This is a genomic window from Streptomyces sp. NWU339 (assembly GCF_003143855.1).
Classification (GTDB): domain Bacteria; phylum Actinomycetota; class Actinomycetes; order Streptomycetales; family Streptomycetaceae; genus Streptomyces.
Genome location: NZ_QFRK01000037.1, coordinates 58418 through 73648, shown reverse-complemented (window position 1 = coordinate 73648; position 15231 = coordinate 58418). Strand labels below are relative to the sequence as shown.

Sequence of the window (15231 nt, the reverse complement as noted above, 5' to 3'; positions counted from 1 at the left end):
CTCCTAGATGTGGGGGACGTCGTCGGGGATGTCGTAGAAGGTCGGGTGGCGGTAGACCTTGTCCGCGCTGGGCTCGAAGAAGGGGTCCTTTTCGTCCCGGGTGGAGGCCGCGATGTGCTCGCTGCGCACCACCCAGATGCTGACGCCCTCGTTGCGCCGGGTGTACAGGTCGCGGGCGTGGGTGAGGGCCATCCGGTCGTCGGCGGCGTGCAGCGAGCCGACATGGACGTGGTTCAGGCCGCGCTTGCCGCGTACCAACACCTCGTACAGCGGCCAGCCCTTCTGCTTGTCGGCGCTCATGCCGCCGCTCCCTTCTCCTCGCGGGCCGCCTGCTTCGCCGCGTGCGCGACAGCCGCCTCCCGTACCCAGGCACCTTCCTCGTGGGCGGCGCCCCGGCGCTCGATTCGGTCGGCGTTGCAGGGCCCGTCGCCCTTGATCACGCGCATCAGCTCGTCCCAGTCGGGGGTGCCGAAGTCGTGGTGGCCCCGTTCCTCGTTCCAGCGCAGTTCGGGGTCGGGCAGGGTGACGTCGAGCTTCTTCGCCTGCGGGACGGTCATGTCGACGAAGCGCTGCCGCAGTTCGTCGTTGCTGTGCCGCTTGATCTTCCAGGCCATCGACTGCGCGGAGTTGGGCGAGTTGTCGTCGGGCGGGCCGAACATCATCAGGGACGGCCACCACCAGCGGTTCACCGCGTCCTGAACCATCTCGCGCTGGGCTTCGGTGCCGCGCATCATCGTCATCAGCAGCTCGTAGCCCTGCCGCTGGTGGAAGGACTCCTCCTTGCAGATGCGCACCATGGCCCGGGCGTAGGGGCCGTAGGAGGAGCGGCACAGCGGGACTTGGTTGCAGATCGCGGCGCCGTCCACGAACCAGCCGATGACGCCGACGTCGGCGAAGGTGGGCGTGGGGTAGTTGAAGATCGAGGAGTACTTCTGGCGGCCCTCGATCAGCCGCTCGGTGAGGTCCGCGCGGTCGGCGCCGAGCGTCTCGGCCGCCGAGTACAGGTACAGGCCGTGGCCGGCCTCGTCCTGGACCTTGGCGAACAGAATCGCCTTGCGGCGCAGCGAGGGCGCCCGGGTGATCCACTCACCCTCAGGCTGCATACCGATGATCTCCGAGTGGGCGTGCTGCGCCACCTGCCGGATCAGTGTCTTGCGGTAGCCGTCCGGCATCCAGTCACGCGGCTCGACCCTCTGGTCCCGCGCGATCGTCGCGTCGAAGTGCTCTTGGAGCGCGGGGGGAGCGTCGAGAGTGGCCGAGGAGCCGGCCTGTTGTGCAGTCATCCGTATCACCATTCCCAACCGACCGTTCGTTCGGTCGATGATATGACGAGGTACCTGGGTTTCGGCAAGTGCCGAGGGAAGTCAGTTCCCGCTGTAGGTGGGCGTCCGGCCGTCAAGGAAGGCGCGCATGGCGGCGCGGTGGTCCTCCGTCCGGCCGAGCTGTTCCTGGGCCACGGCCTCCGCCTCCAACAATGCGGTCAGGTCACCGCCCTTCGCAGCGCGCAGCAACGCCTTTACCTCGGCATACGCGGCGGTGGGACCGGCAGCCAGGCGCCGGGCGAGGTCGAGGCCCTGCTCGGTCGCGGTGCCGTCCGGCACGACCCGGTGTACCAGCCCCCACCGCTCGGCCGCCTCGGCACCGAAGCGGTCGCCGAGGAGCATGAGCGCCGCGGCCCGGGAGGGGCTGACCGTCCGTAACAGCGTGCCGCTCAGCCCGCTGTCGGCGGCCAGGCCGATCCCGGTGGAGGCGGTGGCGAAGCAGGCGCCCTCAGCGGCCACCCGGAGGTCTGCGCACAGGGCCAGGCCGAGTCCGGCGCCGACGCAGGCGCCCTCGATGGCCGCGAGCACCGGCTGCCGCAACGCGTGGAGCTGCGCCACCAGGGGGTTGTACTGGTCGCGGACGATGGCGAACGCCGACTCCGGATGCGTCTCCAGAGCCTGGGCGTGTTCCTTGAGGTCCTGTCCGATGCAGAAGTGCTCGCCCTGCGCGGCCAACAGGACCGCGCGCACGCTGTTCCCTTCGGCGCGTACCCTGCCGCAGGGCGTCGAGCAGTCCATGGCGCAGGGGCGCGTCGAGGGCGTTGCCCGCCGACGGCCGACGCAGTTCGATGACGGCGACCCCGTCCCGCAGGGCGTAGTCGACGGTGCGTTCGCCGGTCTGTGCCGTACCGGTCACTGCCATGCGTAGAACCCCTGTCCGGTCTTGCGGCCGAGTTCGCCCCGGGCGACCATCTCGCGCATCAGGCGCGGCGGGGCGAACCGCTCACCCAGCGTGGCGTGCAGGTGCTCCGCGATGGCCAGGCGTACGTCCAGGCCGACCAGGTCGGTCAGGCGCAACGGCCCCATGGGGTGCTTGTAGCCGAGTCGCATGGCGTCGTCGATGGCCTCGGGTTCCGCCACGCCTTCCTCGACCATGCGGATGGCCTCCAGGCCGAGTGTCACGCCGAGCCGACTGCTGGCGAAGCCGGGCGAGTCCTTGACGACGACGTCCTTCTTGCCGAGGCAGCGCGTCCACCGCAGGGCGGCGTCGACCGTGTCGGCGTCCGTGCCGGGCGCCACGACGATCTCGACCAGGTCCGACGCGGGCACCGGGTTGAAGAAGTGCATGCCCAGGAAGCGGCCAGGCCGGGTGAGGACGGCCGCCAGCTCGGTCACCGACAGCGAGCTGGTGTTGCTGGTCAGCACCGTGGTGGCGCTCACCGTCTGTTCGGCGGCGGCCAGGACCCGGGCCTTGAGCGCGGGGTCCTCGGGGACGGCCTCCACGACCAGGTCGGCTGCGGTGGGCAGCTCCTCCACCGACTCGACGGTGGAGACCCGGGCGAGGATGTCGTCCGGGGACTCGCTGAGCAGGTCGCGCTCGGCGGCTCGCTTCAGTCCGGTGGCCACGCGGTCCAGGGCGGCGGCCGCGGCCTCGGCGCCGCTCTCGACGACGGTGACGGTCGATCCGGCGGTCGCGTAGGACTGGACGATGCCAGCGCCCATCCGGCCGCCGCCGATCACCCCGACCACGGCCGGTGCGTGCGTGCTGGTGGTCATGCTCGGCTCCTCTTCTCCAGGAAGCGGGTCATGCGGTCCTTCTTGTCCTGGCCCTCGAACAGCACGGCCTGCGCGAGGTCGTCGGCGACCGGATGAGCGCCGGGCGAGTCCACGACGAGCTTGGTCAGGCGCAGGGCCATGGCGGAGGAGCGGGCCATGCGGTCGAGCAGGGCGTGCGCCTCGTCGAGCAGCTTCTCGGCCGGTACGACGTCCATGACGAGCCCGGCCGCCAGGGCCGCGCGCGCGTCGAGGTTCCGCCCGGCGAGCAGCACCTGCTTGGCGATCGACTCGCCGACCAGCTCGGGCAGCCGCCAGCAGGCGCCGGCGGCGGCGAGGATGCCGAGGCCCGGCTCGGGGTTGCCGAACACGGCGTCCGGTCCGGCGATGCGCAGGTCGCAGGCGTAAGACAGCTCCGCGCCGCCGCCCAGGGCCCAGCCGTCCACTGCTGCGACGGTCGGCATGGGCAGGCGCCGCACCCGCTCGAACAGACGGCTGTTGATGCCTTGGAGGGCTTGGTCCCGCCCGCGTTCCAGCAGCTCGGCGATGTCGGCGCCGCCCGCGAAGACCCGGCCGTGGCCGGTGAGCAACAGCAGCTTCGGCCGGCGCTCCAGTTCGTCGCAGACGTCGTGCAGCTCGGCGATCATCCCGCCGCTGATGGCGTTGCGGGCGTCGGGCCGGTGCAGCGTGACGACCAGCCGGTCCTCACGCTCCTCGACCAGGAGGGTGTCGTAGGTCATGGCGCTCACACCCGCTCCACTAGCATCGCCACGCCCTGGCCGACACCGACGCACAGGGTGGCGAGGCCCCGGCGGGCATCCTCGCGTTCCAGGCGACCCAGCAGAGTGAGCAGGATGCGGGCGCCCGAGCAGCCCAGGGGGTGGCCGAGCGCGATGGCGCCGCCGTCGGCGTTGACCTTGTCCTCGTCCAGCTTGAGGCGGCGTATGACGGCCAGGGCCTGGGCGGCGAACGCCTCGTTCAGCTCGACGGCGTCCAGGTCTCCGGTCTGCCATCCGGCGCGGGCGATGGCCTTCTCGGAGGCGGGGACCGGGCCAAGGCCCATGATGTTGGGCTGGACGCCGGCCGCGGCGGAGGTGACGATCCGCGCCCGGGGGGTGAGTCCGTACCGGTCCACGGCCGCCGCGCTCGCCACCACGAGGGCGGCAGCGCCGTCCGACAGCGGCGAGGACGAGCCCGCGGTGACAATGCCGTCCTTACGGAAGATGGTACGGAGCGTGCCGAGCTTCTCCAGGGTGGTGGCGGGGCGGGGGCCCTCGTCCTGGGTGACCTCGCCGTCCTTGACCGGGACCGGCACGACCTCGCGGTCGAAGCGGCCCGCTTCCTGGGCGGCGACAGCCCGCTGGTGGCTGCGCAGGGCGAAGGCGTCGGACTCGGCGCGGGTGATGCCGTCGAGGGCGGCGACCTCCTCGGCGGTCTCCCCCATCGACAGCGTGAGCTTGCCCGTCTCCGGTCCGGCGCCGGCGGGGACGGCCCGGTCGGCGGCCGTGAAGCGGGGGTTGGTGAAGCGCCAGCCCAGCGACGTGTCCTGTACCTCGCCCGGCTTGGCCCAGGGAGTTCCGGGCTTGGCCATCACCCAGGGGGCGCGGGTCATGGACTCCGCGCCGCCGGCCACGACCAGGTCGGCCTCGCCGGAGCGGATCGCCTGGGCGGCGGAGGCGACGGCGGTCAGGCCCGAAGCACACAGCCGGTTGACGGCGTAGCCGGGGACAGTGTGCGGCAGTCCGGCCAGCAGCACGGCCATGCGGGCCACGTCCCGGTTATCCTCACCGGCCTGGTTGGCCGCGCCGAGGATCACCTCGTCCACGGCCTCGGAAGGGATACCGGAGCGGCGCACGGCCTCACCAACCACGAGGGCGGCCAGGTCGTCTGGGCGCACAGAGGCCAGGGCGCCGCCGTAGCGGCCCTGCGGGGTGCGCGCTCCGTCGATCAGGTAGACGTCTTCGGACATCAGGCGGATTCCTCGGCGGCGACGACGGGACGACGGGACTGAAGGACGGCGAAGCGGCCGGTGACGAAGGCCGCGTCGGAGAGGGTGGCGCTGGCCGCGGGGTTCGCGGCGCTGCCGTGGAAGTCGCTGAAGGCAGAGGACTGGTTGACGAAGATCTGGCCGGTGAGGTTCTCGGACAGGTGGACGCCCGCGTCCAGGGCGGCCTCCTCGGCGGCGGCCAGCACGTCCTCGTCGGTGGAGTGGACGGCGGCGGTCAGCGCACCGTGCGCGCGCACCGTCTCGCGGAACAGTTCGAGACTGTGCCGGGTGGAGTCGGTGCCGATCACGAAGGACACCGGCCCGAACCACTCCCGGGTGTACACCTCGCGGTCCGTCTCGGCGTCCAGCCGGGCCACCAGCGGTGTGCGCACGTCGGCGTCGGCGTACTCGGGGTGGGCGGCGGGCGTCGAGGGACGTACCGTGCGGCCGACTCCGGCGGCCTGGGCGAGCCGCTCGCGTACGCCGTCATTGACGATCGCGCCGAGCGTGCCGGCCGCTCGTGCGGGGTCGCCGAGCAGCTTGTCGAGCGCGGCAGCGAGGTCGGCGGCGAACTCGTCGGCGGTACGCGGTCCCTGGTCGGTGACGAATCCCTCACGCGGGATCAGCAGGTTCTGCGGGGTGGTGCACATCTGCCCGCTGTACAGCGACAGCGAGAAGGCGAGGTTGCCGAGCAGACCTCTGTAGTCGTCGGTGGAGTCCAGGACGACCGTGTTGAGGCCGGCCTTCTCGGTGTAGACCACCGCCTGGCGAGCGTTGGCCTCCAGCCAGTCGCCGAACTCCGTGGAACCGGTGAAGTCGATGATGCGCACGTCCGGGTCGAGGGCCAGCGTGGCGGCGTCCCGGCCGCCGGGCTCCTCGGCGACCAGGAGGACCAGGTCGGGGCTGAAACCGGCCTCGGCCAGCACCTCCCGGGCGATGCGGACGGTGATCGCCAGCGGCAGCACGGCCCCGGGGTGCGGCTTGACCACGACCGGGTTGCCGGTGACGAGCGAGGCGAACAGGCCCGGGTAGCTGTTCCAGGTGGGGAAGGTGTTGCAGGCTACGAGCAGGGAGACACCGCGGCCGACGGGGCTGAACTTCTTGTCCAGCACCAGGTCACCGCCCTTGCGCTGCGGCTTGCTCCAACGGGCGGCCTCCGGGTGCTTCTTCTGCGCCGCCCACGCGTAGGCGACGGCCTCCAGGCCGCGGTCCTGGGCGTGCGGACCGCCCGCCTGGAACGCCATGACGAACGCCTGGCCGCTGGTGTGCTGCACAGCATGGGCGATCTCGAAGCTGGCCGCGTTCAGCCGGGCGAGGATCTCCGCGGCGACCCCGGCACGCGCGTCCGGGCCGGCCGCGCGCCACGCCGCGGTGGCGTCCTTGGCGGCGGCCACGGCCGCGACCGTCGAGAGCCGGGGGTAGCTGATACCCAGCGGAAAGCCGTACGGGGAGTGCTCCTCCGGGGCCACACGCCCCTCGCCCGGATGCCCGGGCAGGCCGAACGGCCTGCCGATCTGCTCCCGGAAGGTTGCCTCACCCAGCTTGGCGGCGTCCTCCCCGTACACCGACTTGCTCGGTGACTCAGGGTAGGGCGTCCAGTGCTCGCGACTCTCCGTCGCCGCGACCGCCCGCTCCAGCAGGGTGCGGTGCTGCGCGAAGAGTTCGGATGCTCGAGTGGCTGCGTTCTGCATGTGACTCACCTCTTGACAGGCCCTGGTACGGCTTGATTACTTGACCGTGGCCGCACGCTAACCGAATGTTCGGTCGGTCCACAAGGTGGTGTAAACCGTGACGGAAACGAAGTCCCCGCTCTCCGGGCCGGCAGCGCGCATGTTCGCCGCCGACCGGGCCTCCCGGTCGCTGGGGATAGAACTCCTGGAGCAGGGTCACGGGACCGCCGTGCTCCGTATGACCGTGACCGAGTCGATGGTCAACGGTCACGGGATGGCCCACGGCGGGTACCTGTTCCTTTTCGCCGACACCGCCTTCGCCTGTGCTTGCAACAGCCGTGGGCCGGTCACCGTCGCCTCCGGGGCGGACGTCACCTTCGTGGCGCCCGCCCGAGAGGGCGACGTTCTGACCGCCACCGCCCGGGAGGTCACCCGGTTCGGCCGCAGTGGCATCTATGACGTGAGCGTCGTACGCGGTGAGACGGTGATCGCGGAGTTCCGCGGCCGCAGCCGCAGTGTCCGGAGCACCAGCAACCAGGAGCCGCAATGATCAGCGAACCGACCGCACCGGTGGACGTCCGGGCCCGCCGTGGTGAGCCCCTTCCGGCACAGCTGCTGGACGACGCCGAGCGGATGCCGCGTGAGGAACTGGAGACCCTGCAGCTGCGCCGCCTCCGCCAGACTCTGCGGCACGCCTACGACAACGTCGGGCTGTACCGCAAGAAGTTCGACGAAGCCGGTGTGACACCCGACGACTGCCGGACACTGGCGGATCTGGCCCGGTTCCCCTTCACGACCAAGGCCGACCTGCGGGACACCTACCCCTTCGGCATGTTCGCCGTGCCGATGGAGGAGGTGCGGCGCGTTCACGCCTCCAGCGGCACCACCGGGCGACCCACCGTCGTCGGCTACACCGAGAACGACCTCTCCGCCTGGGCGGACGTCGTCGCCCGCTCGATCCGCGCCGCTGGCGGCCGCCCCGGACACAAGGTGCACATCTCCTACGGCTACGGCCTGTTCACCGGCGGCCTCGGCGCCCACTACGGCGCCGAACGCGCCGGCTGCACGGTGATCCCCGCCTCAGGTGGCATGACTGCCCGGCAGGTCCAGATCATCCAGGACTTCCGGCCCGAGATCATCATGGTCACCCCGTCCTACATGCTCACCCTGCTCGACGAGTTCGAGCGCCAGGGCGTGGACCCACGCGCCACCTCGTTGCAAGTCGGCATCTTCGGCGCCGAGCCCTGGACGGAGGAGATGCGCCGCGAGATCGAAGAGCGCATGAACATCCACGCCGTGGACATCTACGGGCTTTCCGAGGTCATGGGCCCCGGGGTCGCCCAGGAGTGTGTGGACACCAAGGACGGCCTGCACGTGTGGGAGGACCACTTCCTCCCCGAGATCGTCGACCCCCTCACTGACGACGTCCTGTCCGACGGTGAGAGCGGCGAGCTGGTCTTCACCTCCCTTTCCAAGGAGGCCCTGCCGGTCATCCGCTACCGCACCCGGGACCTGACCCGGCTGCTGCCCGGCACCGCCCGGCCCGCCCTCCGCCGCATCGAGAAGATCACCGGCCGCTGCGACGACATGATCATCCTGCGTGGGGTGAACGTCTTCCCCACCCAGATCGAGGAGGTCGTCCTGCGCACCCCCGGCGTCGCACCACACTTCCAGATCCAGCTCAGCACCCACGGGCGGATGGATCACATGACCGTCCGCGTGGAGGCCGAACCCGGTGCAGGCCCGGAGCGGCGCGAGGCGGCGTCCCGCGCGATCGCCAAGGGCGTCAAGGACGGGGTCGGCGTGAGCGTGGAGGTGGCGATCGTGGAGCCCGAGAGCCTGGAGCGTTCCCTCGGCAAGCTCCGCCGGGTCAAGGACCAGCGCGGTAAGTGATCCGTTTCCTTGCCACAATGACCGGATGAGCAACACGCCCACCGGACGCCCCGAACGGCGCCGCGATCGCCCCGCCTACGACCGCGACTCCCTCCTGGACGTCGCGGTCGCGGTGTTCAACGAGCGCGGTTACGACGGCACCGGCATGGAGGAGCTGGCCCGGCGGCTCGGTCTGAGCAAGTCGAGCATCTACCACCACGTGTCCGGCAAGGAGGAACTGCTGTCCCTCGCCGTCACCCGTGCCCTGGACGCACTCTTCGCCGTGCTGGACGAGGAGCCGGCCCCGGACACGTCGGCGACGGCCCGGCTACGGCACGTGGTACGGCGGAGCATCGAGGTACTGGCCGCCGAGCTGCCGTACGTCACCGCGCTGCTGCGGCTGCACGGCAACAGCGAGACGGAGCTGCGGGCCCTCGAGCGGCGGCGCGAATTCGACCACCGGGTCGCCGACCTGGTCCTACGCGCCGCCGCCGAGGGAGGCGTACGCGACGACATCGACCCCCACCTGGCCAGCCGTCTACTGTTCGGTACCGTCAACTCGCTCATCGAGTGGTACGAGCCCGACGGGGACTTCCCTGTTACGGCCCTTGCCGATGCCCTGACCGCCGTACTGTTCGAAGGGCTGAGCCGCCAGGGAGCCGATGACCCCGAACACCGATGAGGGCAATAGGGTCATATCGCTATGGTTCGGCCAATTGCACGCCATAGGCGAAAGGGAAAGGCGCTGGCACGTTGTGGAGCGTATGAGTGCCTGCAGGACATCGTGGACCACTACCTGGCCGGCGCCTACCGCAACGGCCTCAAGGCCCAGGTCGTCGCCTGCAACCGTGACCTGGCCGTGGCGTACACGGACAAGCTCAACGAGCTGCTGGCCGGCTTCGAAGCCTCCCAGGTGCTCGCCGAGGTCGAAAAGCATGACCGGATCACCGCCGAGGTGAACATCTCCGTCTCGGACTCCAAGGACGAGGACCCCGCCATGCGGCCGTTTGGGCTCTCGGAAGCGCAGGAGGAGGAGCAGAAGCGGCGGTTCCTCACCCCGGACGACCCGCTGTGCTTCCTGGTGGTGACCGCGAAGCTGATGACCGGGTTCGACGCCCCCAACGAGGGCGTCCTGTACCTGGACAAGCCGCGGAAGGCCCACACCCTGTTCCAGACGATCACCCGCCCGAACCGCACCTGGATCTCCCCGACCGGGTTCGTGAAGACCTCCGGCGTGGTCGTGGACTACATCGGCCTGGCCGAAGAGGTCCAGCGGGCCGTCGCCGACCCCACCGCGGCGGGGGCCGGCAAGAGCGGCGGGTTCGTCACCGACCTGTCCGAGCTGGTCGCCGAGTTCCGCACCACCTTCGCCCGCATCGAAGACCTCCTCGCGGACGTGGACGGCCTGGACCTCACACTCCACGGCTACGAGTCCGTGCGCGTCATCAACGTCTTCCTGGACGCCCACCCCGACGCCGCCGCAGTGTTCGCCCAGGACTACCGGCTGCTGGCCCGCCTGTACCCGCTCATCACCACCGACAAGCGGATCGCCAAGTACCGGGACGGCTTCGCTCTGTTCGGGTCCGTGTACACGACCCTGTTCAAGAAGTCCTCCGACGAGGAGCGCAAGGAACGGCTGGCCGAGCTGGGGCCGATGGTCCTGGAGATCATCAACGCCTACGTCCACTCCTTCTCCGTGGTCGCCTCCCAGGAGGAACCCCTCGTCCTGGACGCCCAGGGCATCGCCATCCTCAAGGAGCTGCTGGCCCTCGTCCGCCCCAGGCCCGGCACGGACGACGGCCAGGACAAGACACCGCCGTCCGCGGCACAGATCCTGGACCACATCAAGGCCGCCCTCGACAACGGCGTCGATGCGGGGTCCGCGAAGTACACCGCCCTCGCCGAGCGGATCAAACAACTGCGGGACCGGATCATCCAGAACGCCCAGAGCGCCCTGGAATTCCTGTCCAAAGCACTCCGGGTGGCGCTGTCACGTTGGCTGAGCGGGTGGGATGATCTTCTGGTTGATCATGCGGGAGGGGTTGTCCGTGGACAGCGCGTCGCCGTCGTACAAGGGGCACCGGTACCCGGTGGAGATCATCTCGCCTTGCGTGTGGCTGTACTTCCGCTTCCCGCTCAGCTTCCGTCAGGTCGAGGAGCTGATGCTCGCCCGTGGCGTGATCGTCTCGCATGAGACGGTGCGGCGCTGGTGTGTGAAGTTCGGGCAGCAGTACGCCGGTGCGTTGCGCCGCCGTCGGCCCCGGCCCGGTGATACATGGCATCTGGACGAGGTGTTCGTCAGGATCAACGGAGAGCAGAAGTATCTGTGGCGGGCCGTGGACCAGGACGGCACCGTCCTGGACATCCTCGTGCAGAACCGGCGGGACAAGGGCGCCGCCAGGCGTTTCTTCCGCCGCCTGCTGCAGACGACCCGCACGGTGCCCCGGGTGATCGTCACCGACAGGCTCCGCTCCTACGGCGCGGCCCATCGCGAGGTCATGCCCTCCGTCGAGCACCGGCAGTCGAAGTACCTCAACAACCGGGCCGAGAACAGCCACCAGCCCACCCGGCAGCGCGAACGCGCGATGAAAGGCTTCCGCTCCGTCGGCGGAGCCCAGCGGTTCCTGTCCGCGTTCAGCGGCATCTCACCCCACTTCCGACCACGCCGCCACCTGCTCACCGCCGCCCACTACCGCACTGAGATGACCGTCCGCTTCGCGATCTGGGATCAGGTCACCGGCGTCGCCGGCCTGTCTGCCGCGGCCTGAGCACGAAATCCGGAACCCGGCTCCACCACACCCGACACGCCGTCAGGCACTCGCACACTCAACAACGTGACAGCGCCAGACGAACAGCTTGCGATCTCTTGGTTTGGTGTCAGGGGAGGGCGTGTCGGTGGCGGGTTTTCGTGGTGGTGTCCGGACGGGCTGGGCAGCGAACCGGGGATCGGCCTTGCCGCGGGTGTGGCCGCTGTCCTGGGATGAGAGGTCAGGGGTGTCGGTACGGTCACCGGGCGGTCTACGCGCAGGTGGCGTACTGACACGAAGGTGAGAGATCGCACTCAAGATCTACTTTCGATACACCTAGGCCCGCGATGTGCCGGCGTCCAGTGGGCGGCCGCGGAGCAGGGCGAAGGTCGGCAGACCCGTCGCAGCCACGGCGAGGAGCACCGCCCCCGCAGCCAGCGGCAGTGCCGTCCCCGTCGGGACGTAGGGAGTGGAGCCGGTGACGCCGCGGGTGATCGGAACGAGGGTGACGTAGGCGATCATCGTGCCGAGCAGCAGACCGGTCGCGGCCACCAGCAGGGCCTCCCAGCGCATCATGCCCCTCACCTGGCCGCGCGTGGTGCCGGCCAGACGCAGCAGTCCGACCTCCCGCCTGCGGGCCAGGACGGTCATGACCAGGGTGTTGGCGACGGCGATGGCGGTGAACCCTCCCAGCACCGCGGCCATGACCCGGTTGGCCCATGCGTTGATCTCCAGGTCCTGGCCGACCTGTGCGGTGTGGTCGGCGGCGTCCTGGACCGTCAGCCCCGGGCCGAGGTCCGCCAGCCTCGCAGCGACCGCGGCCGGGTGGGCGTCCGGTTCGTCGCGGATCAGTACCTGGGTGTCGTAGGCCGCGCTCACGTGCGGTGCGACCGCGGCCCGCGGCAGGAGCACCTGCCCCAAGCCCAGGCCGCGTTCGTATGTGGCGACCACGGTCGGGCGCACCAGGGTGCCGTCCCCCAGCCACAACTCGAAGCGGTCGCCCACGTTCACTCCGGCCTCCTCGGCCAGGATCTCGTCGACCGCGACAGTCGGCGCCGATGCGCGCAGGCCGCTGAGTGAGCCCGTGCGGACCCCGAGGTCGAGCACCTTCGGCAACTGCACCGCATCGCCGGAGACCCCCAGCGCGGTGGCGGAGTTCAGCAGGTCGTCGGCCCGGTAGACGACACCGGTGCGCAGCACCCCCACGCTTGCCTCGACGTCCGCATCCCGTGCGGCCCGCTCGGCGGTGGTGGCGGGAAGTCCCGGCCCGGTCGATCCGATCACGTGGTCGGCGACGATGCCGGTGCGGACCTGGTGGGTGGACACGTGCGCAATGGTGGTCTGGAGGAACAGCAGCGTCCCGCAGAACGCGACGACCATCGCGATCGGGACGGTGGCCGAGGCCATGCGGCGGGCGTTGGCCCGGGCGTTGTCGGCTGCGAGCGACGCGGAGGCACCGCCACGGGCCCGCAGCGGCAGGCCGAGCACGGTGACGAAGAACCGGGTGAGCGGTGGGCCGAGCAGCGCGACCGCCACCAGCAGGCACAGCACCACGCCGAGCGCGGTGTCGGCGGCCTGAGCGCCGTCCAGGCCGGACGCGGCCAGAGCCAGCGCCGTCCCGCCGGCCAGCAGGGCCAGGCCCGAGACGACCCGGAGGCGCCCTGTGCGGCGCGGTTCCAGCACTGCCTCTCCGAAGGCCTCGCACGGGCGCAGCCGCGCGGGCCGGCGTGCGGCCAGGTACCCGGCGATCAGAGCCGCAAGGACGGTGACGGCCACGGCGACGACCATCGGGAGCACACCGGTGTTCAGCCGGACCGCCTCGGGAACCGCGCCACGGCTGACCAACTCGTCGAACCACCAGCGGGCCAGCACCAGACCCGCCGGCACGCCGAGCAACCCGGCGACCGGGGCGACCACGGCGGCCTCGGTGGCCACCGTGCGCCGGATCTGTGACGGGGTCGCGCCGACCGCGCGCAGCAGTGCGAACTCGCGGGCGCGCTGGCCGACGGCCAGGCCGACGGTGCTCACCACCACGAAGACGGCGGTCATCGCGGCGACTCCGCCGAAGGACGCGCCGAGCGCGGTCAGCGCCTCTTTGCCCCCCGCCAGCCCCGGCTGCTCCGCCAGGCCCCTGGCGTCGCCGGTGAGGACCTTCGCCTCGTCTCCGACCGCCGCGCGCACCTGCCGGGCCAGTTCCTCGCCGGTGACGCCCGCCCGGGCGTGGACGGCGATCGCGTCGGCCCTGCCCGGGTGGCCGGACAGCCGGTCGGCGTCCCGGTCGGCGAACCATACGGTCGCGGCTCCGGCCCGGGCCGGAGCCACTCCGGCGATTCGGTAGGTTCCGCTCCCGCCCGGCGCCGTGAGGACGATGCGGTCACCGACCGCGAGTCGCGCGGCGTGGACGGTTGCCTCGTCCAGGACGACCTGCCCTGCCTCCGGAGGGCGGCCGGTGGCGAGGGCGTGGGCGCCGGGGGCGGGGATGGTTGCGGAGGCGTAGCCGCGGCCGGTGAGCGGCGGCAGCGAGGAAACGGCGCTCCCGGCGGGCTGCACCGGGAAGCCGATGTCGGCCACCGCTGCGGCGACACCGGGCCGGGCGGCGATACGGGCCGCCAACCGGGAGTCGACCCGGGCCCGCTCCGGCAGCGGTGCCTGTACGGTCACCTGCTCCTCGCCGACCGTGTGTGTCATCCGGACGTACGGGTCGGCGGCCACCACTACGGGAGTTCCGGCGTACCGGGCGGGCGCACTGGCCGCCGTGACACCGGTCTGCAGCAGCACACCGCACGCAGTGATGATCGCCGAGGCGAACAGCAGCGCGACGGCGGAGCCGACGAACGACGCCGGCCGGAAGCGCACGGCCGCGCGGGCCAGCCCGTTCGTCATGCCGCAGCCCTCGTGAACGGGCCGGTCAGCGTTGCCATCCGGTCGGTGACGCTCCGCGCGTCCGGCCGGCTCAGCTCGTCCACGAGCATGCCGTCGGCAAGGAACAGCACCCGGTCCGCACAGGAGGCCGCCGCCGGGTCGTGGGTCACCATGACGACGGTTGCGCCCATCGCGTCCACCGCCTGCCGCAACAGGCCGAGAACCTCCTGGGCCGTGCGGGTGTCCAGCGCGCCGGTCGGCTCGTCGGCGAAGACGACCTCGGGGCGGGTGATCAGGGCGCGGGCGACGGCCACCCGCTGCTGCTGCCCGCCCGACAGCTGTCCGGGACGATGGTCGGCATGGTCGGGCAGGCCCACCTGCGCGAGCAACTCCCGGGCCCGTGACCGGTCCTGGCGCTCACCGCTCAGCCTTTGGGGAAGCAGCACGTTCTGCAACACCGTCAGCGAGGGCAGCAGGTTGAAGGACTGGAAGACGAAACCGACGCGACGGCGCCGCAGCCGGGTCAGCCGGTTCTCGCTGAGTGCGGTGATGTCCTGCCCACCGAGCAGCACCGTGCCGGACTGAGGCCGGTCCAGCCCCGCCGCACACTGCAACAGGCTGCTCTTGCCGGACCCCGAGGGACCCATCACCGCGCTGAAGGTGCCTTTCCCCAGCACGAGATCGACGCCCCGCAATGCCTCCACGGTCCCCTGCCGCCCCTTGTACGCACGCCGTACCGCTCGCAGCTCCACTGCCGGTGCGGCGGTGTGCCGGCGCTCGGCCGGGGGACGCTCGTGCTCTTCCGTCATGCTGATTGTGTCCTTTTCCGCAGGTCAAGCAGGGTCTGAACCACGGTAGGAACAGCACGGGCACCCGGGCCATGGTGAACACCGGTGTCCCTGGGTGGGGTTAACCCCCTCCCGGCCGGGCCCGTGAGCCGCAGCCGGAAACAGCGGTGATCCGGCCGGCACCGTCTCGAACGCGTTGGTGGATGCAGAACGTTTCGCTTTGTGTGGCTGATGTTGGGCATGCCGGGGGCCCGAGCGTCGCGCTCCGCA

Annotated in this window: 14 protein-coding genes; 5 read left to right on the top strand and 9 right to left on the bottom strand. The window is 71.0% G+C overall.

The features are described from left to right. Positions 1–3: 3 nt before the first annotated feature. The 7 genes from paaB to paaN all read right to left on the bottom strand — a co-directional run bounded on the left by paaB (position 4) and on the right by paaN (position 6713). Positions 4–300: a 1,2-phenylacetyl-CoA epoxidase subunit PaaB gene (paaB, locus tag DIZ27_RS32050; RefSeq protein ID WP_109381922.1), complete on the bottom strand. Its 297-nt coding sequence runs from the start codon at positions 298–300 to the stop codon at positions 4–6. Then, positions 297–1283: a 1,2-phenylacetyl-CoA epoxidase subunit PaaA gene (gene paaA / locus DIZ27_RS32045; RefSeq protein WP_109381947.1), complete on the bottom strand. Its 987-nt coding sequence runs from the start codon at positions 1281–1283 to the stop codon at positions 297–299. The genes paaB and paaA overlap by 4 nt, the downstream gene beginning before the upstream one ends. 81 nt (positions 1284–1364) lie before the next feature. Further along, entirely contained in the window at positions 1365–2012 is a 648-nt protein-coding gene (locus DIZ27_RS32040; RefSeq protein WP_258308635.1) for an enoyl-CoA hydratase/isomerase family protein, read from the bottom strand. Between the two features lie 162 nt (positions 2013–2174). Then, on the bottom strand, positions 2175–3038 hold the full coding sequence (locus tag DIZ27_RS32035) for a 3-hydroxyacyl-CoA dehydrogenase family protein (protein WP_109381921.1): 864 nt from the start codon (positions 3036–3038) through the stop codon (positions 2175–2177). Continuing rightward, the gene (locus DIZ27_RS32030) at positions 3035–3775 is read right to left on the bottom strand and encodes an enoyl-CoA hydratase/isomerase family protein (RefSeq protein WP_109381946.1); all 741 of its coding nucleotides are present in this window, start codon (positions 3773–3775) and stop codon (positions 3035–3037) included. The genes DIZ27_RS32035 and DIZ27_RS32030 overlap by 4 nt, the downstream gene beginning before the upstream one ends. A 5-nt stretch (positions 3776–3780) precedes the next feature. Continuing rightward, positions 3781–5004 carry a thiolase family protein gene (locus tag DIZ27_RS32025; protein ID WP_109381920.1) on the bottom strand — a complete coding sequence of 408 codons (1224 nt, stop codon included), beginning with the start codon at positions 5002–5004 and terminating at the stop codon, positions 3781–3783. After that, entirely contained in the window at positions 5004–6713 is a 1710-nt protein-coding gene (paaN, locus tag DIZ27_RS32020) for a phenylacetic acid degradation protein PaaN (RefSeq protein WP_109381919.1), read from the bottom strand. Before paaN ends, DIZ27_RS32025 begins: the two co-directional genes overlap by 1 nt. Before the next feature lie 139 nt (positions 6714–6852). Between paaN and paaI the strand changes: the two genes are divergently transcribed. The 5 genes from paaI (at position 6853) to DIZ27_RS31995 (ending at position 11332) form a co-directional block, all read left to right on the top strand. Next, positions 6853–7242, top strand: a complete 390-nt coding sequence (gene paaI / locus DIZ27_RS32015; RefSeq protein WP_109381918.1) for a hydroxyphenylacetyl-CoA thioesterase PaaI — start codon at positions 6853–6855, stop codon at positions 7240–7242. Next, the gene (gene paaK, locus DIZ27_RS32010; RefSeq protein WP_109381917.1) at positions 7239–8585 is read left to right on the top strand and encodes a phenylacetate--CoA ligase PaaK; all 1347 of its coding nucleotides are present in this window, start codon (positions 7239–7241) and stop codon (positions 8583–8585) included. The genes paaI and paaK overlap by 4 nt, the downstream gene beginning before the upstream one ends. A 25-nt stretch (positions 8586–8610) precedes the next feature. Beyond that, positions 8611–9246 (top strand): TetR/AcrR family transcriptional regulator, encoded by a 636-nt coding sequence (locus DIZ27_RS32005; RefSeq protein WP_109381916.1) that lies wholly within the window; start codon positions 8611–8613, stop codon positions 9244–9246. Positions 9247–9348: 102 nt separating this feature from the next. Further along, positions 9349–10758, top strand: a complete 1410-nt coding sequence (locus tag DIZ27_RS32000; protein ID WP_258308634.1) for a hypothetical protein — start codon at positions 9349–9351, stop codon at positions 10756–10758. Beyond that, complete coding sequence (locus DIZ27_RS31995; protein ID WP_375232025.1) at positions 10676–11332, top strand: IS6 family transposase; 657 nt, start codon at positions 10676–10678, stop codon at positions 11330–11332. The genes DIZ27_RS32000 and DIZ27_RS31995 overlap by 83 nt, the downstream gene beginning before the upstream one ends. A 315-nt stretch (positions 11333–11647) precedes the next feature. Here the strand turns inward: DIZ27_RS31995 and DIZ27_RS31990 are convergent, their stop codons facing one another. Both DIZ27_RS31990 and DIZ27_RS31985 read right to left on the bottom strand, forming a co-directional pair. Next, complete coding sequence (locus tag DIZ27_RS31990) at positions 11648–14194, bottom strand: FtsX-like permease family protein (protein ID WP_109381914.1); 2547 nt, start codon at positions 14192–14194, stop codon at positions 11648–11650. After that, positions 14191–14982 carry an ABC transporter ATP-binding protein gene (locus DIZ27_RS31985; RefSeq protein WP_109381913.1) on the bottom strand — a complete coding sequence of 264 codons (792 nt, stop codon included), beginning with the start codon at positions 14980–14982 and terminating at the stop codon, positions 14191–14193. The genes DIZ27_RS31990 and DIZ27_RS31985 overlap by 4 nt, the downstream gene beginning before the upstream one ends. Between the last annotated feature and the right edge of the window lie 249 nt (positions 14983–15231).